Below are 20,263 nucleotides of genomic sequence, written 5' to 3' on the forward strand. Positions count from 1 at the left end.
GGGCTCTCCCTGAAGTTCCCCAGCAGGATCAACCTTGACACAAGGGTAAGGTCAACCCCTTCCCTGCGGTCCCTTGCCGCAGGTCATTGCTCCCCGTTCAACCGCCGCTGGAAACCGGCGTCAGGTACAGGCCGCTCTCGCTGTTGGCAATGCGGAACTTGCGCACCTCGCCGGCGCGCAGCATCACCGACTGTGCGCGCAGCGGCTCGATGCCGCCGTGGCAGAGGCCGGAGTTGGCGGTCTGCAGGCGCAGGGAGGTTTCGCCCGGCGGCAGGTTGAGGGCGACCTCGCCTTCGGGCTGCAGGCGCGAGACCTTCTGGTCCTGCACGTAGAGGTCGATGTCGCAGGCGGTGCCGGTGTCCAGGCGTTCGCGGCTGACGATCAGCACGGCGTAGGCCACTGGTTGGGCATCGGGGACCGGCCAGGGACTGGGCGTGGCGGGCGCCAGCTGGGCAGGAGGCGGCGGGGCCGGTGGCGTATCGGACGAGCCGTCGGCCTGCGCCAGTGCGCAGACCAGCAGGCCGAGGGTGAAAAGGAGGGAACGGCGCATGGGCGTTCTCCGGGAGGGGATCATCCGGGCAGCTTGGCTGAGAGCCTGACGCAGGACAAGCGTGTGGAAACAAATCACCAGGGGGCTTGACCTTGCCACGAGGGGAAGGTCGAGACTGCGTCCAGCGAATCATCACACGACAGGAGCTTTCCCATGCATACCTTCCAAGTCAAAGGCATGAGCTGTGGTCACTGCGTCCGCGCCATCACCCAGGCTGTCCAGGCTCTGGATGCGGCCGCGGAAGTCCAGGTCGACCTGGGCCAGGGCGAAGTGCGCGTCGCCAGCCGCCTGGACGAGGCGGCCATTCTCGCAGCGATCCGCGAAGAGGGTTACGAGGCCAAGGCGGCCTGAGTCTTCTTTCCTTCTTTCGTTCCTTCCGGGCCGGTTCCACGCCGGCCCATCAGGCCGGGGGCGCGTTCCAGTCGCGCACCAGCCCTCTGAACAGCACATCGAACAGGAAACGGGTCTCCCGCTCCGCGTCGAACAGTTCCGGGTCGCGCAGCCAGTCGCTGAGCAGGCCGAAAATCATCGCATGCACCGCGCGCGAAGCGATCTGCGGCGTCACGCCCGGCATCAGCCGACTACGGCAGCTCTCGCGGGTGAACAACTGCTCGCACAGTTCGATGAATTGACGGATGAAGTGGTTGTGGCGTTCCTCCGCATCGCGCAGTTCGTCGGTGAACTCGCAGCGTTGCAGCAGGATGGTGAGGATGCGCCGGCGTTGCGGGTGGCGCGCCAGGTTCTCGATGACTTCCACGCTCAATTCGAACAATGACTGTATCGGGTCGTGCCCGTCGCAGCCGGAGAGACGTTGTGCCAGTTGCTCGGGCGGCAGGCGTACCTGGTTGAGCAGATCGTTGAACAGATGAGCCTTGTTCTGGAAGTGCCAATACACCGCACCACGGGTCACGCCGGCACTTCTGGCGATCTCCTCCAGGCTCGTGTTGGAGACGCCCTTGGCCAGAAACAGTTGCTCGGCCGAGTCGAGAATCGTTTGGCGCGTCTTTTCCGAATCTTCTTTAGTTCTTCGCATGGCACTTACTGGTATACAGGCTAGGATCACTACTCAGTTGGCAGTTTACTGATTTTAAAGTACGAACAGTCCCTTGCAGGCACTGGCGCAAGTGAACTCCTCTCAGTCAATATTCCTACCGCTTCGTTATTTTTGTCATTCCATGGAGAGGTTACATGCAGTTCGTCCGCCGTTTGCCCGTTGCAATTGCTGTATTCGGCATACCTGCCTTGTTCGCCACGGCGCTACAGGCTGAGGACAAACCTGCTGCTGCCGCACCGCCTCCGCCGCCGGTGACCGTGGAAGTCGCCAAGAGCTCCGTCGTCCCCGTGACGCTGGAATACGCCGCCCGCACCGCCGGTTACCGCGAAGTCGAGGTGCGTGCCCAGGTCAGCGGCATCCTGCAACGCCGCACCTATGAAGAAGGCCGTCCGGTCAAGGAAGGCCAGGTGCTGTTCCGCATTGATCCGCGTCCTTACCAGGCCGCGCTGGGCCAGGCCCAGGGAGCGCTGGCGCAGGCCCAGGCGCGCTACCGCCAGACCGACCGCGACTTGCGCCGTATCCGCGAACTGCAGAAGAAAGGCTTCGCCAGCGAGAGCGAGCTGGACCGCTACATCTCCAACTTCGAACAGGCCAAGGCCGACGTCGAAGCTGCCCGCGCCAACGTGCAGGCCAAGCAGATCGACCTGAACTACACCACGGTGACCGCGCCGATTTCCGGCATGGCGAGCAAGGAAGTCCGCTCCGAAGGCAGCCTGGTGGCCGCGGCTGATCCAGGCTCCAGCCTGCTGACCAAGCTCACCCAGCTCGACCCGGTGTACGTCAACTTCGCCTACCCCGACACCGAGGCGGCGCGCCTGCGCGACGGCGTGCAGAGTGGCCGGCTGAGCCTGCCCGCGGACGGCAAGCTGAGCGCCGAGCTGCACTTCGGCGACGGTAGCCAGTACCCCATCGAGGGCGTGGTCGATTTCACCGACAGCTTCGTCAACACCGGCACCGGCACTGTGAATGCCCGCGCCGTGGTGCCCAACCCGAAAAACCAGCTGATTCCCGGCCAGTTCGTACGTGTGCTGGTCAAGGGCATCACCCGCAAGAACGCGGTCACGCTGCCCGAGCGGGCGCTGGCCCAGGGCCCGCGCGGCACCTTCGTCTACGTCGTGGACAAGGACGGCTTCGCCCGCGTGCGGCAGGTCACCACCTCGCAGACCGTGGATGGCCGCTGGATCATCGACGCCGGCGTGGATGCCGGTGACCGGGTCATCGTCGATGGCCTGATCAAGGTCCGTCCCGATCAGCCGGTGAAGCCGGTCGAAGGTGGTGCGCAGCCCTCTGCGGCCAATACTGCCCAGACCCAGTCCTAAGGAGCGCCCATCGTGATTTCGCGCTTCTTCATCGATCGTCCGATCTTTGCCATGGTGATCTCCATCGTCATCCTGCTCGGCGGGATGGCGGCCATGCATGCCCTGCCGATTGCCCAGTACCCGGAGATCCTGCCGCCGCAGGTGTCGGTGACCACCAACTATCCGGGCGCCAGTTCGCAGGTGATCGCGGAGACCGTCGCTGCGCCGCTGGAGCAGGAAATCAACGGCGTGGAAGGCATGATCTACCAGCTGTCCACCTCGGACAGCAGCGGTGCCATGACCCTCACCGTGTACTTCCAGGTCGGTACCGATCCCGACCAGGCCACCATCAACGTCAACAACAAGGTGCAGGCCGCGCTGGCCAAGCTGCCGCAGGAAGTGCGCCGGCAGGGCGTGAAGGTGCAGAAGAAGTCCTCGGACATTCTGCAGCTGGTCATCCTGTACTCGCCGGACAACTCGGTCGATCCGGTGCAGATCAGTAACTACGCGCTGATCAACGTGATCGATGAACTCAAGCGTCTGCCCGGCGTGGGCGACGTCACCCAGTTCGGCGCCAAGGACTACTCCATGCGCATCTGGCTGCGCCCGGACAAGCTGGCGCAGTACAACCTGACGCCGACCGACGTGGTCAACGCCGTTCAAGAACAGAACTCGCAGTTCGCCGCCGGCAACTTCGGCAAGGAGCCCCTGCACACTCCGCAGGACTTCACCTACACGGTGAGCACCCAGGGCCGCTTCTCCGATCCTAAACAGTTCGAGAACATCATCCTGCGTACCGACAGCACCGGCGCCAGCCTGTTGCTCAAGGACGTCGCCCGGGTCGAACTGGGGGCCCAGGACTACTCGATGAAAACCACGCTGAACGGCCAGCAGAACGCGGCCTTCGGTGTGTACCTGCAACCCGGCGCCAACGCCCTGGATACCGCCGAGGCCGTGCGCAGCACCATGGACCGGCTGTCCAAGCGCTTCCCGCAGGGCATCGTCTACACCATCCCCTACGACACCACGGTGTTCGTGAAGGTGTCCATCGAGGAGGTGGTGCACACCTTCTTCGAGGCCCTGGTGCTGGTGATGCTGGTGGTCTACCTGTTCCTGCAGAACGTGCGCGCCACCCTGATTCCGGTGCTGGCGATCCCGGTGTCGCTGGTCGGTACCTTCGCCGGCATGTACCTGCTGGGCTTCTCCATCAACCTTCTGACCCTGTTCGGCCTGGTGCTGGCGATCGGCATCGTGGTCGACGACGCCATCGTGGTGCTGGAGAACGTCGAACGGGTGATGCGAACGGAGAAGCTCGGCCCACGGGAGGCGGCGATCAAGGCGATGGAAGAGGTGACCGGGCCGATCGTCGCCATCGTCCTGGTGCTCTGTGCGGTGTTCATCCCGGTTGGCTTCCTTGGCGGTCTCGCCGGGCAGATGTACCAGCAGTTCGCGATCACCATCGCGGTGTCGGTGGTGATTTCCGGCATCGTCGCGCTCACCCTGTCACCGGCGCTCTGCGCACTGATCCTCAAACCCGAGCACAAGGAGCCGGCAGCACCGTTCCGCTGGTTCAACCGCATGTTCGACAAGGCCACCGAAGGCTATGGCGCCGGTGTGCAGTTCTTCCTCAAGCGCGCCTCCATCGGCCTGCTGCTGGTCGGCGGGATGATCGCGCTGCTGGTGGTGCTGTTCGGCCGGGTGCCCGGCTCGCTGGTGCCTGACGAAGACCAGGGTTACGTGCTCAACGCCTACCTCCTGCCGCCGGCTTCCTCGCTCAAGCGTACCGAGGATCTGACCGGGGCGGTCTCCGATCAGTTGCGCAAGCACCCGGCGGTCAAGGACGTGGTGACCTTCTCCGGCCTGAACATCCTGACCAACACCAACGTCACCAGTGCTGGTGTGTCTTTCGTGACCCTCAAGGACTGGAAGGAACGTGAGGAACCGTCGCTGGACGCGCGCAACCTGACGCGCACCTTCATGGGCATGGGCATGCGTGAGCAGGACGGCGTGACCCTGAGCTTCAACCCGCCGCCGATCACCGGCATGTCCACCACCGGCGGCTTCGAGGCCTATATCCAGGACCGCAGCGGCGGCACCCCCGAACAGTTGCAGGCGATGGTGCAGAAGTTCATGGCCGCGGCGGCCAAGCACCCCGAACTGGCTGGAGTGACCACCACCTTCAACGCTGACGTGCCGCAGTACTACATCGACCTGGACCGCACCAAGGCGCGCGCCTTCGGTGTCGCGATCGACGATGTGTTCACCGCCATGCAGGCGACCTTCGGCGCATACTACGTCAACGACTTCAGCCTTTACGGCCGTACCTGGAAGGTGAACCTGCAGTCCGAGTCGGACTTCCGCCGCAAGCCGGAGGACCTCAAGCAGGTCTACGTGCGCTCCGCCACCGGCGACCTGGTGCCGCTCTCGACGCTGGTGGAGGTACGCCGCATCCTCGGTCCGGATACCTTCTCGCGCTTCAACGTGTTCCCGGCGGCCAAGCTGCTCGGCGGTCCGGCGCCGGGCTACAGCTCCGGCCAGGCGTTGGCGGCGATGCAGCAGGTGGCCGACGAGACCCTCGGCGAGGACTACATGCTGACCTGGATCGGTTCGGCCTACCAGGAGCTGGAAGCACAGGGCTCGGGTAGCCAGGCTTTCCTCTTCGGCCTGATCCTGGTGTTCCTCATCCTTGCGGCCCAGTACGAACGCTGGTCGCTGCCGCTGGCGGTGGTCACCGCGGTGCCCTTCGCGGTATTCGGCGCCATCCTCGCGATTTGGCTGCGCGGCCTCGATAACGACGTGTACTTCCAGGTGGGCCTGGTGACGCTGATCGGTCTGGCGGCGAAGAACGCCATCCTGATCATCGAGTTCGCCGTGCTCTGCCGCGAAGAACAGGGCATGGGCCCGATGCAGGCGGCGCTGGAAGCGGCCAAGCTGCGCTTCCGCCCGATCGTCATGACCTCGCTGGCCTTCATCCTGGGTTGCGTGCCGTTGGCGATCAGCACTGGCGCGGGCTCGGCCAGCCGTCACTCGATCGGCACCGGGGTGATCGGCGGCATGCTCGCCGCGACCCTGCTGGCGACCTTCCTCATCCCGATGTTCTACATGCTGGTGGAGTCGCTGTCCGACAAGCTTGCCGCCCGCAAGAAGAAGCCTGCGGAGGCCGAGGGTCACAAGGCCTGAAGCCAGGGCGGACCGGCAGTGCGCCGGTCCGCCTACCATCTTTTCGGGAATTGATTAGTGAGCTTGCTAATTTCCCGGCCATTGTCACAATGCAAGGCTTCGTCGCGCAGCGCGCTCGCGGCAGAACCTTACACCCCGTCCGCCCTGGCGCCTGAGCCGCCACCGCCGGTGTGTGCCCAGGTGACTTCATGAATCTCCGTATCCTGCTGATCCTTGGCGCCTTGAGTGCCTTCGGGCCAATGGCCATCGATTTCTATCTGCCCAGCTTCCCGGCGCTGGCGCACGCCTTCGACACCGACGTCGAGCACATTCAGCTGAGCCTGTCGGCGTACTTCGCCGGCCTTGCCATTGGCCAACTGCTCTACGGTCCGTTGGCCGATCGCATTGGCCGGCGCATTCCGCTGTTGCTGGGGGTGAGCATCTTCACCCTGGCCTCGCTGGCCTGCGCCTTCGTGCCGAACCTTGAGTGGCTGATCGCTGCGCGATTCGTCCAGGCGCTGGGGGGCTGCGCGGGCATGGTGATCTCGCGGGCGGTGGTGCGTGATCTGTGCGACCCGATTGCCGCCGCCAAGGCCTTTTCGCAACTGATGCTGGTGATGGGGCTGGCGCCGATACTCGCGCCGTTGTGCGGCGGCCTGCTGCTGGACCTGGCCGGCTGGCAGTCGATCTTCTATTGCCTGACGCTGTTCAGTGCGCTGGCCGGCGCGGCCATCGCCCTGTGGTTGCCGGAAACCATCCCGGCGGGCCCACGCGCCCCCTTGCGTGGGGCAGGGCGGCAGTATCTGTCGCTGTTTTCCGATCGCTCCTTCCTCACCTACGCGCTGACCGGCGGCGTCGCCGTCGCGGGGATGTTCTCCTACATCGCCGGCTCGCCCTTCGTGTTCATCCAGCTCTACGGCGTACCGGCCGAGCACTACGGCTGGATCTTCGGCAGCAACGCGGCGGGGTTCATCCTGATGGCGCAGGTGAACGCACGGCTGCTGCGCTATCGCGGGCCGAGTTTCTGGTTGCGCAGGGCGGTGTGGGTGTACTTCGCCTGCGGCGTGACGCTGCTGGCGATCACCCTGGCGAGGCCGGCTGAACTGTGGCCGCTGCTGATCCCGCTGTTCGGCGCCATCGCCTGCCTGGGCTTCCTGCTGCCCAATGCTTCGGCCTGCGCGATGGCCAGCCAGGGGCGGCACGCCGGAAGCGCGTCGGCCCTGATGGGGAGTCTGCAGTTCACCGTGGCGGCGGGCGCCTCGGCCCTGGTCGGCGCGCTGCATGATGGCTCGGCGCTGCCGATGGCCCTGGTGATCACCGGTTGTGGACTGGCTGCCGCGCTGCTCGGCTGGTCCAGCGGACAGATCAGCGAACGCGCCGCCTGAACTGAATCAGCCCGCGGCGCGCTGGCGCAGCTCGGGCAAGTGGTGCGGTGCCCGCAACCGGGCTTCCAGGGTATCGACGAAGGTGCGAGCTTCCCGCTCGCTGCGGAAGCCGACGGCCTGTTGATCCAGGCAGACTTCCCACGGCTGGTTCTTGTTGGCGGAGGACGGGCGAACGAGGATGTGCATGATGGGCACCCCTGGACGGTCTCTTGAAGGGAATCTCAGTGTAGACCCGTCACCGAACGGTAAAGGATGCGACACGGGGTCGCCGACGGCCGGCCGGTCCGCCTTTCATGCGCCGCCGCGGCCCTGGCTCAGGCGCCTGCGGTAGGCGCTGGGCGAGAGCCCCATCACCTTGCTGAAAAGTCTTGAAAAGTAATAGCTGTCGTCATACCCCACGGCCTGGCTGACCTGTGCGATGCCGCAGGCGCTGCTGTCCAGCAGTTGGCAGGCGTATTCGATTTTCAGGTGCAGGAAGTGCTGGATCGGCGTGCGCCCGGTGAGCGCCCGGTAGCGGTTGACGAAGTGGAACTTGGAGAGGTTGCAGAAGGCCGCCAGCTGCGGCAGTTCCAGACGTTGGTGCAGGTTGTCGCGCATGTAGGCGTGCAGGCCGTCCAGGTCGAGCCCGGCATCGCGAACCGGGCGCAGCAGCGGCAGTTGGCAGAGCAGGGCGCGCAGTCGGCTGGCGGCGAGCAGGAACGGCTGGAAGCGGTAGCCGCTCAGGCGCGCCTCCAGCAATTGGGCGAAGCCGCTGACCAGGATGTGCTGCAGGCCCCAGTGGCGGACCGGCGAATCTTCGTAGCCGGCGGCATGGCGCAGCCAGTCGGCGCCGTCGCCGCGCAGGTGCACCCAGTGGATCGTCCAGGGATTGGCGGGATCGGCATGGTAGGCGTGGGCCATGCCCGGTGGCAGCCAGATCAGGTCGCCACAGCCCACCGCCTGGGTCCGTTCCTGGGCAACGAGCTCGCCCTGTCCCTCGCTGCAATAGATCAGCAGGTGATCGTCATGCTGTTCGCGGCTCATCTGGTGGTCGCGGGCACGCCGGTAGTGGCCCAGGGAACTGGGATAAAGGTCGCGGCTGAGCGGGTGGGTGGAGAGCTTCTGCAGCAGTGTCGGCGGTAGCACCAGACGCAGGCTGTCGGCGGGAAGGGGCCAGTCCGAGGTTCTCGACATATGAGTAGTCCGCTCAGCAATTTAATCCAGCAAGAGCACAATTTAGTCGATCTCCGGCGCTGTGTGCCGGTGATAGCTTTGCCTTTGCGCGAAGTGTTCTGCCGTCCCTTGCGCAATAAAAGCCGGCTGTCGTCTGAGAGCGGTCGGCGTACGACCAAAGGTTGATGGTGGGGTGGTAAACCCCGGCCATACTCGTTGTTCGACCTCGATAACAACAAATAAGAGGCTCAGATGATGAACTACCGGCAGTGCTACGACCGCTCCATTGCGGAGCCGTCCTCCTTCTGGGCCGAGCAGGCCCGCCGCGTGGCCTGGTACCGCGCCCCGCAGGACACCCTGCAGTCCCTGCCCGACGGCAGCCACCGCTGGTTCGCCGATGGCCGCCTGAACTCCAGCTACCTCGCGCTCGACCGCCAGATCGAACTCGGTCGCGGCGAGCAGACCGCGCTGATCTACGACTCTCCCGTCACCCATACCCAGCAACGTTTCACCTACCTCGAGCTGCGCGACGAAGTCGCCCGCCTGGCCGGCGCCCTGCGCGCGCTGGGGGTGGAGCGGGGCGATGGGGTGATCATCTACATGCCGATGGTGCCGCAGGCCGCGATGGCGATGCTCGCCTGCGCGCGCATCGGCGCGGTGCACTCGGTGGTATTCGGCGGCTTCGCGCCCTACGAACTGGCGCTGCGCATCGACGACGCCAAGCCCAAGCTGGTCCTCACCGCCTCCTGTGGGCTGGAGTTCGACCGGGTCATCGAATACAAGCCGCTGGTGGACAAGGCCCTGGAGCTGGCGCTGCACCAGCCCGCCCATGTGCTGGTGCTACAGCGCCCGCAGGCGATGGCAGAACTGTTCGCCGGGCGCGATCTCGACTGGCGCGAAACCCTGGCCCGCGCCCAGCCGGCGGAGCCGGTGGAACTGGCCAGCGGCGACCCGCTGTACATCATGTACACCTCCGGCACCACTGGGAAACCCAAGGGCATCGTGCGTGACAACGGCGGCCATGCGGTGGCGCTGCACTATGCGCTGCCGACCATCTTCGGCCTGCAGCCGGGTGATGTCTGGTGGGGTGTTTCGGATGTCGGCTGGGTGGTTGGCCACTCGCTGATCGTCTATGGCCCGTTGATGAACGGCTGCACCACGGTGTTCTACGAGGGCAAGCCGGTGCGCACACCGGATGCCGGCAGCTACTGGCGGGTGATCGAGGAGCACAAGGTCAACAGCCTGTTCTGCGCGCCCACGGCGATCCGCGCGATCCGCAAGGAAGACCCCCACGGCGATCTGCTCAAGCACTACGACCTGAGCTCGCTGCGCCACCTGTTCCTCGCCGGCGAGAAGCTCGACAGCAGCACCCAGCACTGGCTGGAGGAACTCACCGGCAAGCCGGTGCACGACCACTGGTGGCAGACCGAGACCGGCTGGCCGGTGACCGCGCCTTGTACCGGCCTGGACGGCCACGACCTGCGCGCCGGCTCCACCAACCGTGCGGTGCCCGGCTACCACGTGCAGGTGGTGGACGACGAAGGCCACGTGCTGGGCCCGAACGAGCAGGGTTCCATCGTCATCGCGCTGCCGTTGCCGCCCGGCTGCGCGCAGACCCTGTGGAATGATCATCCGCGCTACCTGCAGGCCTACCTGAAGACCTATCCCGGCTATTACCACACCGGCGATGGCGGCTATGTGGACGAGGAGGGCTTCGTCTACATCATGGGCCGGACCGATGATGTAATTAACGTCTCCGGCCACCGCCTCTCCACTGGCGAGATGGAGGAGCTGCTGGCGCTGCATGATGCGGTGGCCGAGTGTGCGGTGCTGGCCGTGGCGGACAATCTCAAGGGCCATGTGCCGCTGGGCCTGGTGGTGCTCAAGGACGACGCCAGGATTGCCGAGGACGTGTTGCAGCGCGAGCTGGTGGCGCTGGTGCGCGAACGCATCGGTGCACTGGCCTGTTTCCAGCGCGCGGTGGTGGTCAAGCGCCTGCCCAAGACCCGCTCCGGCAAGATACTCCGCGCGGTGTTGCGCAAGATCGCCGATGGCGAGGAATACGCGCCGCCTTCCACCATCGACGATCCCAGCATTCTCGGCGAGATCGCCGAGCGCCTGGGCGCGGCTGGGCTGGCCAAGGCGAGCTGATCCCACGCGCCGGCCTTGCCGGCGTCTTTCCAGGGCCGCCTTCGGGCGGCCCTTTTTTATCCGCCGTCCCTGGTCAGGGTGGGTGGTGGCTAGGTGCTTCTATACTGTTCGATGAGCCTCTACGAGTGGTAGTGCGGCTATGGTCACGGTCACCCAGGACATTCTCGACGAGGAAGAACGGGCGGCGCTGCGGGAAGTCACCGCGTCGACCCCGCGCAAGCCCGTGGTACTGCTGGTCGATGATGACCCCGCGGTACTGGCTGAGATGCGCGAGCTGATCGAGACCGCCAACATCCATTGCCTGGTTGCACACAGCGCCGCCAGCGCGTTGCGCCGCATCCGCCGGGACGAGTCGGACATCGACCTGCTGATCACCGACCTGCAGATGGAGCGCAAGGGGGCGGGGCTGGAGTTGATCCGCGAACTCAACGCCATCGGCACCTTCCTGCCGATCATCGTGCTGTCGGGCCAGGCCGATACCCGCGATGTGATCGAGGCGATGCGGCTGAACGTGATGGATTTCATGCTCAAGCCGGTGGACCCGGCGTACTTCCTGAGCACGCTCAATCGTTGTTTGTAGGAGCGGACTCTGTCCGCTCGGTGCAGGATGAAAACGCGGTGTCAGTCTGCACGGTCTGCCCCCTCTCCCTGAGGGAGAGGGCCGGGGTGAGGGGGAAAGCGCAGGCACAGATTGTCCGGAGATAGACAGTTGCCCCTACGGATGGCGGCGAGCGTGTAGGGCGTACAACCGCGAACGGGGGATTACAGCGCCTGCGCCTTGAACGTATCGCACTTGCTCGGCGAGCCGCTCTGGAAGCCCAGCTTGAACCAGCGCACGCGCTGCGCCGACGAGCCGTGGGTGAAGGAGTCGGGCATCACGGTACCGCGCGCCTGGCGCTGCAGGTGGTCGTCACCGATGGCGTTGGCGGCATTCAGCGCTTCTTCCACGTCGCCTGGCTCCAGCCAGTTCAGGCGCTGCTGGGCGTGGTTGGCCCAGACCCCGGCGAAGCAGTCGGCCTGCAGTTCCTGGCGCACCGACAGGCCGTCGGCGCCCTCCATGCGCGCGCCGCGCTGGCGGGCTGCCTGGATCTTGGCGGAAATGCCCAGCAGGTTCTGCACGTGGTGGCCGACCTCGTGGGCGATCACGTAGGCCTGGGCGAAGTCGCCGGCGGCGGAGAACTTCTGCTCCATCTCGCGGAAGAAGCCGAGGTCGAGGTAGACGCGATGATCGCCCGGGCAATAGAAGGGCCCGACCGCCGAGGAGGCGAAACCGCACGCGGAGTTCACCCCGCCGTTGAACAGGATCAGCTTGGGTTGTTCGTACTGTGCGTTGCTGCGGGCGAAGATTTCGCCCCAGGTGTCCTCGGTGTCGCCGAGGATGGAACGGACGAATTCCACCTGCGGGTCGTTCGGGTTGGCCGGCTTGCCCTGCACCGGGCGGCTCGGCGCCTGTTGCGAGACATCCATCTGCCCGAGCAGCGAGCCGAGGATCTGCATGGGGTCCTGGCCCATCAGCAGGCCGACCACCACGACGATGGCCACGCCGCCCAGGCTGAGGCCGCGTCCGCCGATGCGCGGGCCGCCGCCACCGCCCATGCCGCCTGCCCCGCCATCAGAGCCATCCCGTGCGTCCACCACGTTGTCGCTACGTCGTCCTTTGCGCCAGAGCATGGCGGCGTCTCCTTGAGGAAGTTGATTCAGTGTTGTCGCGAGGGGCGTGCGCCGCCAGCCCGATCGTCAGGCCAGGCGGTGCAGCAGTTCGGCGCGGGCGAGCAGTTGTACATCGCCGCCAACGCGGACCTCGTCGTCGTGCCCGACCAGTACGTCGAGGCGGCTCGGGCGGCCGACGAAGCGGCCCTGGGAGAGGTGGAACGGCTCGCCATGGCGGGCCTTGCCCAGCTCCACCAGGTAGGCGGCGACGGGGCCCGCGGCGCTGCCGGTGGCGACGTCCTCGATGATGCCGGCGCCATCCCAGGTACGGCCCTCGCGGTTATCCACATCCAGCACGAAGACAAAGGCGGCGTGGAGCTTCGCCAGCTCGGCGCTCAGGTCCGCGCGCTGGCGTACCCGTCCCAGCGCTTCGCCTTTCACGGGCAGCAGCACGTAGGGCAGGCCGGTGCTGACCACGGCGGCGGGGTAGTCGGCGAGGTCGGCGGCGGACAGCGAGAAGGCCTCGGCAAACCCTCTTCGCGTCTCGTCATCCAGCACATCGCCGAAATCCGCCGCACCCTGGTTCATCTCGGCGTGGAAGCCGGCACCACGCTTGCGGGTGGCGACCTTCACGTCCTTGGCGGGCAGTTGCAGGGTCCAGAGTTCTTCCTCGCCGCGCTGGTGCAGGTGGTGCAGCAGCGCTGCGGCACCCAGCACCGGGTGGCCGGCGAAGGGCAGCTCCTCGTCGACGGTGAAGATGCGCGCCGAATAGGTATCCAGCGAGGCGGAGGGGAACAGGAAGATGGACTCGAACTGACGCAGCTCCTGCGTCAGCGCCAGAAGCGTCGAGTCTGGCAGGCCGCGCGCGTCGGGAAACACCGCCAGGCCGTTGCCGCTCAGCGGCTGTTGCGCGAAGACGTCGAGCTGCCAGTACTGAAGGGGGGACATGGGACTCCAGGGGCCGCATTTGAGCGGCCGATAAGAAAAACTCGACAGCCAGCCTAGCGAGCTATATGTTCGCCGACAAGAAAGCGCAGGTCACAGCGCCGCGCTTTCCAGGCCACCGCAGTGGCCGGCGTCGCTCGGACGGTTCCGGGCGCCTACGTTCATCAGAGGACACCATGACTGAACCCCGTTCAGCTCGTCGCTTTGCGCGCATTGATCGCCTGCCCCCCTACGTTTTCAACATCACCGCCGAACTGAAGATGGCTGCCCGCCGCCGTGGCGAGGACATCATCGACCTGTCCATGGGCAACCCGGACGGGGCCACGCCGCCGCACATCGTCGAGAAGCTCTGCCAGGTCGCCCAGCGCGAGGACACCCACGGCTATTCCACCTCCCGTGGCATTCCGCGCCTGCGCCGCGCCATCTCGCACTGGTACCGCGATCGCTACGACGTGCAGATCGACCCCGAGTCCGAGGCCATCGTCACCATCGGCTCCAAGGAAGGCCTGGCGCACCTGATGCTCGCCACCCTGGACCACGGCGATACCATCCTCGTGCCCAACCCCAGCTACCCGATCCACATCTACGGCGCGGTGATCGCCGGTGCCCAGGTGCGCTCGGTGCCGCTGGTGCCGGGGATCGACTTCTTCAACGAGCTGGAGCGGGCGATCCGCGAATCGATTCCCAAGCCGAAGATGATGATCCTCGGCTTCCCGTCCAACCCCACCGCGCAGTGCGTGGAGCTGGACTTCTTCGAGCGCGTGGTCGATCTCGCCAAGCGCTACGACGTGCTGGTGGTGCACGACCTGGCCTATGCGGACATTACCTTCGACGGCTGGAAGGCCCCGTCGATCATGCAGGTGCCCGGCGCCAAGGACATCGCGGTGGAGTTCTTCACCCTGTCCAAGAGCTACAACATGGCCGGCTGGCGGATCGGCTTCATGGTCGGCAACCCGGAGCTGGTCTCGGCCCTGGCGCGGATCAAGAGCTACCACGACTACGGCACCTTCACCCCGCTGCAGGTGGCGGCCATCGCCGCGCTGGAGGGTGACCAGCAGTGCGTGCGTGACATCGCCGACCAATACCAGAAGCGTCGCGACGTGCTGGTGAAAGGCCTGCACGAAGCCGGCTGGATGGTGCAGAACCCCAAGGCATCGATGTACATCTGGGCGAAGATCCCCGAGCCGTATGCACACCTGGGCTCGCTGGAGTTCGCCAAGAAGCTGCTCAAGGACGCCAAGGTCTCGGTGTCGCCGGGCATCGGCTTTGGCGACTACGGCGATGACCATGTGCGCTTCGCCCTGATCGAGAACCGCGACCGCCTGCGCCAGGCGGTGCGGGGGATCAAGGCGATGTTCCGCGCCGACGGCCTGTTGCCGGCGAAGGCGGAATAAAAAAGGGGCGGCCAACTGGCCGCCCCTTTCATTTGCAGCATTTCCCGGTAGCAGCGAGCCGAGTCAGTGCGCGGGGTAGTCCGCCAGCACTTCACGCTTACCGGTCCTGGTCAGGCCAACCACCTGGTAGGCGTCGTGGCGGTCGCCCATTTCCATGCCCGGCGAGCCCACCGGCATGCCGGGTACGGCGGCGCCGGCCAGGTCCGCGCGCTCGCGTAGCTTGAGTACGTCGGCTGCCGGCACATGGCCCTCGACGAACTTGCCGTCGATCACCCCGGTATGGCACGAGCCCATGCTGTAAGGCACGCCGAGTCTGGTCTTCACTGCACTCATGTCCGCCTCGACATGGTCGTTGACGGTGAAACCGTTGCTTTCCAGGTGCTTGATCCAGTCCTTGCAGCAGCTGCAGTTGGCATCGCGGTGAACGTCGATGGTCAGCGGCTCGGCGGCCTGGGCGGCGCCGGCGACAAGGGCGGTGAGCAGAAGCAGGGTACGCATGGTGGAAACCTCGAGGACCGGAAGCGCTCGAGGATACTCCCGGTGGCTGGACCGCCCCATCCATCAGCTGTATCTATATATGACGGAGGCCCGAACTTGCCGCGTCTTCCGGGGTCTCTAGCTGATCGGTGATGCGTCCGCGGCACTGGGTCGCAGGTGTGGACGTGTTGGAAATGGCTGTTCGGCCAAGGAGAAAGAGCATGCTCTTCGCCCGTCTCGTCCTGTTGGTCCAGGCTCTGGTGTGGGGTGGCCTGGGGCTGCTGTATTGGATACGCCCCTACGAAATGGCCAACCTCAGCGGCATGCTGCTGATGGAACCTTCCTCCGTGAGCGATGCCCGGGTGTTCTATGGTGGGCACCAGTTCGCCCTCGCCCTGTTCCTGGTATTCGCCCTGCGCCGCCGCCTGCTGGTGCGCCCGGCGCTGATCCTGGTGATCCTGGTGCAGCTCACCCTGACCCTGTCGCGCCTGCTGATCGCCTGGACCGAAGGCGGGATGGCGGTGGATGCGCAACTGGCCGGCGTCATCTATCGCGGGGTGATTTCCGCACTGGCGATCTTCGCGCTGTATTGGCTGGAGCGGCAGTCGCGCAACCGCTCGACCCCGCCCTCGACCAGGAAGCCTGATGACCATGACGAGCCGGACGAGCATCGCGCGGACTTCGAAGGCCTGTGAGCCGCGGGAGGCAACGGTTGTCTCCGGATGAGCGGCGCGGCTCAACGCACCCGGAATGCCGGGTTACCCCGCGTGTCGTGCTATCGTATTGATTTTGCGGAAGAACCGGTGCGGGGCCAAAGATGAAGTTCGTACATCAACGTGAACACCTGAACGAAGGCGATCTGGTGGTCATCGAGTGCTCCATGACCTGCAACATCCGCCTGATGACCGACGCCAACTTCCGCAGCTTCAAGAACGGCGGCCGCCACGCCTACCACGGCGGCGCGTTCGACCGTTTCCCCGCGAAGATCAAGGTGCCCAGCACCGGCTACTGGAACGTCACCATCGACACCGTGACCCGCCGCGCCATCAGCGTCACGCGCAAGGCCGACTTCAAGTACAGCATCAAGTTCGTCCGCAAGTCACCGTCCAACTACAGCTGATATCCAGAGTCTCTCTCAGCGTCCGGCGTGCGCGGGGAATTCCTGCAGCAGCCGGGCGATGGCGTCGTCGAACGCCTGCTGGGGCAGGGACGGATCGTGCAGCTGGCGCGCCACCTGGGCCTGGAGCAGCACCTCACCTGAGGCTTCGTCGAGAATCCGCAGGGCCAGCCGGGCCTGTTCGGAGTCGGCGATCTGCGTCTGGGTGATCACGCCCGCCTGGGTTGCCACTGGCCGCTGGACCACCCCGGTCTGAGTATCCAGCCCGAGCATGTAGATCACCCGCATGTCCCCCGCGCTTTCCTGGTAGCGATAACCCTTGGCCTCCAGCGCCCGGCGGACGCCGAGGTCGAAGCGGTCTTCGAGGTCGTCGCGGTGGCCCGGCGCGCGCACGGCCTGGATGAAGAAGGTGCTCTGGTGACCGTCGGCGCTCGGCGAGACGCTGACGGTGGCGGGGTCGCTGGCGCAGCCGGCCAGCAGGAGGAAGAGCAGGGGCAGGATCAGGCGGGACATGGACGGTACTCTGATTATTGTCCCCCTAGCCTAGCCCCTGGCGCGGAGGGTGCCGCCCAACCCTTGGTTGGGCGGCCCGCTGTTGGGCGAAGAGTGCTCAGCGGCGGGTCAGCAGCACGCCGGCTTCCATGTGATGGGTGTAGGGGAACTGGTCGAACAGGGCGCAGCGGCTGACCCGGTGGGTGTCGTGCAGCTGGGCGATGTTCTGCGCCAGGGTCTCCGGGTTGCAGGAGATGTACAGGATGCTGTCGAAGCGGCGGGTCAGCTCGCAGGTGTCCGGGTCCATGCCGGCGCGCGGCGGGTCGACGAATACGCTGCCGAAGTCATAGGACTTCAGGTCCACGTCGGCCAGGCGGCGGAACGGGCGCACGTCGTTGAGCGCCTGGGTCAGCTCCTCGGCGGACAGGCGCACCAGGGTCACGTTGTCCACGGCGTTGTCGGCCAGGTTCGCCAGGGCGGCGTTCACCGAGGTCTTGCTGATCTCGGTGGCCAGCACCTTGCGCACACGGGTGGCCAGCGGCAGGGTGAAGTTGCCGTTGCCGCAGTACAGCTCCAGCAGGTCGTCGTCGCGCTGGCCCAGGGCTTCGTACGCCCAGTTGAGCATCTTCTGGCAGACCTCGCCGTTGGGCTGGGTGAACGCGCCCTCCGGCTGGCGGTAACGGAAGCTGCGGCCGGCGACGGTCAGTTCTTCATTCACGTAATCACGGCCGACGACCAGGCGCTTGCCACGCGAACGGCCGACGATGCTGACGCCCAGCTCCGCAGCCAGCTTCTCGGCGGCGGCCTGCCAGGCAGCGTCCACCGGGCGGTGGTAGCAGAGGGTGATCAGCGCGTCGCCCGCCAGGGTGGTGAGGAACTCCACCTGGAACAGCTTGTGGCCCAGCGTCGGCTCGGCCCAGGCGGCTTTCAGGCGCGGCATCAGTTCGTTGATGCGCTGGCTGGCGATGGGGAACTGCTCGATCAGGATCGGCGTGTGCTTGTCGCCCTGCTCGAACATCGCGTAATGGCGTGCCTCGCCCTCGCGCCACAGGCGGAACTCGGCGCGCAGGCGGTAATGCTCGCGGGGCGAATCGAACACCTCCGGCTCCGGCGCGGCGAAGGGCGCCAGCAGCTCGCGCAGGCGGGCGGCCTTGTCGGCCAGTTGGCTGTCGTATTGGGAGGGATCGAAACGCGGACTGCTCATGGGGCGGGTAACTCGTGTGGAGGCGGCGGCATTTGATGGGTATCGCTTCGCTCCACGCCATCCTACATCAGTGCCGCTTGTAGGATGGGTGGGGCGCAGCGATACCCATGCCGCGAAAGAAAAATCAGGCGTTGAACCAGCCCAGCTTGATCACGAAGAGCACGGACAGGATGACCAGCGCCGGGTTCAGCTCGCGGAAGCGGCCGGACAGGATCTTGCAGGCCGTCCAGGTGATGAAGCCGAAGGCGATGCCGTTGGCGATGGAGAAGGTCAGCGGCATGGCCAGCGCGGTCACCACCACCGGGGCGGCGACGGTCAAGTCGTCCCAGTCGATCTCGGCCAGGCCCGAGGCCATCAGCACGGCGACGAAGAACAGCGCCGGCGCGGTGGCGAAGGCCGGGACGTTGCCCGCCAGCGGGGCGAAGAACAGTGCCAGCAGGAACAGCACGGCGACCACAATGGCGGTCAGACCGGTGCGGCCGCCGGCGGAAACGCCCGCCGCCGACTCGATGTAGCTGGTGGTGGTGGAGGTGCCCAGCAGCGAGCCGAACATGGCGGCGGTGCTGTCGGCGATCAGGGCGCGGCCCATCTTCGGCATGTGCCCGTCCTTGCCCATAAGGCCGGCGCGCTTGGCCACGCCGATCAGGGTGCCGGAGTTGTCGAACAGGTCGACGAAGAGGAAGGCGAAGATCACGCTGGTCAGGCCGATGTCCAGGGCGCCCTTGATGTCCAGCTGCAGGAAGGTCGGCGCCAGAGACGGCGGCATCGACACCACGCCGCCGAACTTGGAAACGCCCAGGGCGATGGCGATGAAGGTCACCACCAGGATGCCGATCATCACCGCACCGGTCACGCGGCGGGCTTCCAGGGCGACGATCAGAATGAAGCCGAGGATCGCTAGCAGCGGCTCGGGCTTGGCCAGGTCACCCATGCCCACCAGAGTGGCAGCGTTGGCGACGACGATGCCCGATTCCTTCAGCGCGATCAGCGCGAGGAACAGGCCGATGCCCGCGGCAATGGCCGAGCGCAGCGCCAGTGGGATGCTGTTGATGATCCATTCGCGGATGCGGAAGATCGAAATGATGAAGAACATGCACGCGGAGAGGAACACCGCACCGAGCGCCACCTGCCAGGTGTGACCCATGTGCAGGACCACGGTGTAGGTGAAGAAGGCGTTCAGGCCCATGCCGGGAGCCAGGGCGATCGGGTAGTTGGCGATCAGGCCCATCACTGCCGAACCGATGGCGGCGGCAAGGCAGGTAGCGACGAAGATCGCGCCCTTGTCCATGCCCGTCTCGCCGAGGATGCTCGGGTTGACGAAAAGGATGTAGGCCATGGTCAGGAAGGTGGTGATACCCGCCAGGATCTCGGTGCGCACATTGGTGTTGTGCGCCTTGAGTTGGAACAGCTTTTCCAGCATGTTTGGCTCCCCGTGACGCTCTCGCGCCGTTATCGTTCTGGCCGGGAAAAGCAAAGTGCATGCCCAGATGGGCCCTGCGCCTTTTCTTGTGACCGGCAAAAGGCGCGCATGATACCAGCTCGTCCTGCGCCGGAGAATTTCTGACCGGACCGCCAGCATCCGTTCGTCATCCAGCATAGTCGCGGGTGCCGACCAAGGGAGTGCAACTTGTGCCACGAAGGTGGTCTGACTCTCTATGACCCTGGCCTGACTGGCCGTTCTGCCTGACTCGCATCCGATGAAACGCTCGATACCGTTCCTATTCGCCACGCTGCTGGCCGCCTGCGCCGGTGCTCCGCCAACCGCCCCGCAGCACAGCTTCGACGTCCACGCCCTGGCCGAGCGCCCCTCGGCCAGCACCCGCACCCTGGCCGACCCGCAGGGTAAGGCGGTGCTGGTGACGACCCAGCCGACCCTGACCCAGCGCGACGTACAGCAGGCCGAACTGGCCAGCGTCGCCGACGGCAAGCCGGCTGTGCAGGTGCAGTTCACCCCCGACGCCAGCCAGCGCCTGGCACGCCTGACCCGCGAGGAGCAGGGCAAGGCCCTGGCGGTGGTGATCGATGGGCAACTGCGCCTGTTGCCCAGGGTCGAGCGTCCGGTGACCGATGGCCGGGTCACGCTGCAGGGCTTCGCCAGCCAGGCCGAGGCAGAAACGCTGGTGCGGCAGCTCAATGAGCTACGACAGGTTCCGGTGCAGCCGGAGCAGAAGTCGGGTGGGCAGCCGTAGCTTCTTTATAGAGATGCCTGAGGGAAGTGGCTTTTCGTAGGGCGAA

General features: G+C 65.8%; 20 protein-coding genes. 10 read left to right on the forward strand and 10 right to left on the reverse strand.

Annotation, left to right across the window (positions count from 1 at the left end; translation table 11 throughout):
- Positions 1-97: 97 nt before the first annotated feature.
- Positions 98-550, reverse strand: coding sequence for a hypothetical protein (locus SD196_RS04225; RefSeq protein ID WP_343575130.1), 453 nt, complete (start codon positions 548-550; stop codon positions 98-100).
- A gap of 153 nt (positions 551-703) precedes the next feature.
- On the opposite strand from SD196_RS04225, the gene SD196_RS04230 reads away from it, so the two are divergent.
- A complete protein-coding gene (locus SD196_RS04230) occupies positions 704-901 on the forward strand; it encodes a heavy-metal-associated domain-containing protein (protein ID WP_275610197.1) in 198 nt (65 codons plus the stop codon).
- A 49-nt stretch (positions 902-950) separates the two neighbouring features.
- On the opposite strand, the gene SD196_RS04235 is transcribed toward SD196_RS04230, so the two are convergent.
- Complete coding sequence (locus tag SD196_RS04235; RefSeq protein ID WP_275610198.1) at positions 951-1,583, reverse strand: TetR family transcriptional regulator; 633 nt, start codon at positions 1,581-1,583, stop codon at positions 951-953.
- A 155-nt stretch (positions 1,584-1,738) separates the two neighbouring features.
- Here SD196_RS04235 and SD196_RS04240 point away from each other — a divergent pair, with 155 nt between their 5' ends.
- The 3 genes from SD196_RS04240 (at position 1,739) to SD196_RS04250 (ending at position 7,446) form a co-directional block, all read left to right on the forward strand.
- Positions 1,739-2,923 carry an efflux RND transporter periplasmic adaptor subunit gene (locus SD196_RS04240; RefSeq protein WP_275610199.1) on the forward strand — a complete coding sequence of 395 codons (1,185 nt, stop codon included), beginning with the start codon at positions 1,739-1,741 and terminating at the stop codon, positions 2,921-2,923.
- A gap of 12 nt (positions 2,924-2,935) precedes the next feature.
- The gene (locus SD196_RS04245) at positions 2,936-6,082 is read left to right on the forward strand and encodes an efflux RND transporter permease subunit (protein ID WP_275610200.1); all 3,147 of its coding nucleotides are present in this window, start codon (positions 2,936-2,938) and stop codon (positions 6,080-6,082) included.
- 188 nt (positions 6,083-6,270) lie between these two features.
- The gene (locus SD196_RS04250; protein WP_416311090.1) at positions 6,271-7,446 is read left to right on the forward strand and encodes a Bcr/CflA family multidrug efflux MFS transporter; all 1,176 of its coding nucleotides are present in this window, start codon (positions 6,271-6,273) and stop codon (positions 7,444-7,446) included.
- 6 nt (positions 7,447-7,452) lie between these two features.
- On the opposite strand, the gene SD196_RS04255 is transcribed toward SD196_RS04250, so the two are convergent.
- A complete protein-coding gene (locus SD196_RS04255) occupies positions 7,453-7,632 on the reverse strand; it encodes a hypothetical protein (protein WP_275610202.1) in 180 nt (59 codons plus the stop codon).
- Between the two features lie 105 nt (positions 7,633-7,737).
- Positions 7,738-8,619 carry an AraC family transcriptional regulator gene (locus SD196_RS04260; protein ID WP_370600709.1) on the reverse strand — a complete coding sequence of 294 codons (882 nt, stop codon included), beginning with the start codon at positions 8,617-8,619 and terminating at the stop codon, positions 7,738-7,740.
- 234 nt (positions 8,620-8,853) lie between these two features.
- Here SD196_RS04260 and SD196_RS04265 point away from each other — a divergent pair, with 234 nt between their 5' ends.
- Both SD196_RS04265 and SD196_RS04270 read left to right on the forward strand, forming a co-directional pair.
- The gene (locus SD196_RS04265; protein WP_416311715.1) at positions 8,854-10,749 is read left to right on the forward strand and encodes a propionyl-CoA synthetase; all 1,896 of its coding nucleotides are present in this window, start codon (positions 8,854-8,856) and stop codon (positions 10,747-10,749) included.
- Between the two features lie 139 nt (positions 10,750-10,888).
- Positions 10,889-11,329, forward strand: coding sequence for a response regulator (locus tag SD196_RS04270; RefSeq protein ID WP_275610204.1), 441 nt, complete (start codon positions 10,889-10,891; stop codon positions 11,327-11,329).
- A 182-nt stretch (positions 11,330-11,511) separates the two neighbouring features.
- On the opposite strand, the gene SD196_RS04275 is transcribed toward SD196_RS04270, so the two are convergent.
- Positions 11,512-12,420 (reverse strand): neutral zinc metallopeptidase, encoded by a 909-nt coding sequence (locus SD196_RS04275; RefSeq protein ID WP_275610205.1) that lies wholly within the window; start codon positions 12,418-12,420, stop codon positions 11,512-11,514.
- 66 nt (positions 12,421-12,486) lie between these two features.
- Positions 12,487-13,347, reverse strand: coding sequence for a PhzF family phenazine biosynthesis protein (locus SD196_RS04280; RefSeq protein ID WP_275610206.1), 861 nt, complete (start codon positions 13,345-13,347; stop codon positions 12,487-12,489).
- A gap of 173 nt (positions 13,348-13,520) precedes the next feature.
- Between SD196_RS04280 and alaC the strand changes: the two genes are divergently transcribed.
- Positions 13,521-14,738 carry an alanine transaminase gene (gene alaC / locus SD196_RS04285; RefSeq protein WP_275610207.1) on the forward strand — a complete coding sequence of 406 codons (1,218 nt, stop codon included), beginning with the start codon at positions 13,521-13,523 and terminating at the stop codon, positions 14,736-14,738.
- A gap of 63 nt (positions 14,739-14,801) precedes the next feature.
- Here alaC and SD196_RS04290 read toward each other — a convergent pair whose 3' ends face one another.
- Complete coding sequence (locus SD196_RS04290) at positions 14,802-15,236, reverse strand: DUF411 domain-containing protein (RefSeq protein ID WP_275610208.1); 435 nt, start codon at positions 15,234-15,236, stop codon at positions 14,802-14,804.
- A 200-nt stretch (positions 15,237-15,436) separates the two neighbouring features.
- Between SD196_RS04290 and SD196_RS04295 the strand changes: the two genes are divergently transcribed.
- Complete coding sequence (locus SD196_RS04295; RefSeq protein ID WP_275610209.1) at positions 15,437-15,910, forward strand: DUF4345 family protein; 474 nt, start codon at positions 15,437-15,439, stop codon at positions 15,908-15,910.
- A 122-nt stretch (positions 15,911-16,032) separates the two neighbouring features.
- Complete coding sequence (locus SD196_RS04300) at positions 16,033-16,335, forward strand: DUF1883 domain-containing protein (protein WP_152220377.1); 303 nt, start codon at positions 16,033-16,035, stop codon at positions 16,333-16,335.
- A 15-nt stretch (positions 16,336-16,350) separates the two neighbouring features.
- On the opposite strand, the gene SD196_RS04305 is transcribed toward SD196_RS04300, so the two are convergent.
- The 3 genes from SD196_RS04305 to SD196_RS04315 form a co-directional block, all read right to left on the reverse strand.
- Positions 16,351-16,845 (reverse strand): DUF4136 domain-containing protein, encoded by a 495-nt coding sequence (locus tag SD196_RS04305; RefSeq protein ID WP_416311091.1) that lies wholly within the window; start codon positions 16,843-16,845, stop codon positions 16,351-16,353.
- Between the two features lie 97 nt (positions 16,846-16,942).
- The gene (trmA, locus tag SD196_RS04310; protein ID WP_416311092.1) at positions 16,943-18,028 is read right to left on the reverse strand and encodes a tRNA (uridine(54)-C5)-methyltransferase TrmA; all 1,086 of its coding nucleotides are present in this window, start codon (positions 18,026-18,028) and stop codon (positions 16,943-16,945) included.
- A gap of 124 nt (positions 18,029-18,152) precedes the next feature.
- On the reverse strand, positions 18,153-19,448 hold the full coding sequence (locus SD196_RS04315) for an NCS2 family permease (protein WP_275610212.1): 1,296 nt from the start codon (positions 19,446-19,448) through the stop codon (positions 18,153-18,155).
- Between the two features lie 277 nt (positions 19,449-19,725).
- Here SD196_RS04315 and SD196_RS04320 point away from each other — a divergent pair, with 277 nt between their 5' ends.
- Entirely contained in the window at positions 19,726-20,217 is a 492-nt protein-coding gene (locus tag SD196_RS04320; RefSeq protein ID WP_331318271.1) for a SecDF P1 head subdomain-containing protein, read from the forward strand.
- The last annotated feature ends 46 nt before the right edge of the window (positions 20,218-20,263 follow it).

The sequence above is a fragment of the Pseudomonas macauensis genome (assembly GCF_047902425.1).
Taxonomy (GTDB): Bacteria; Pseudomonadota; Gammaproteobacteria; order Pseudomonadales; family Pseudomonadaceae; genus Pseudomonas.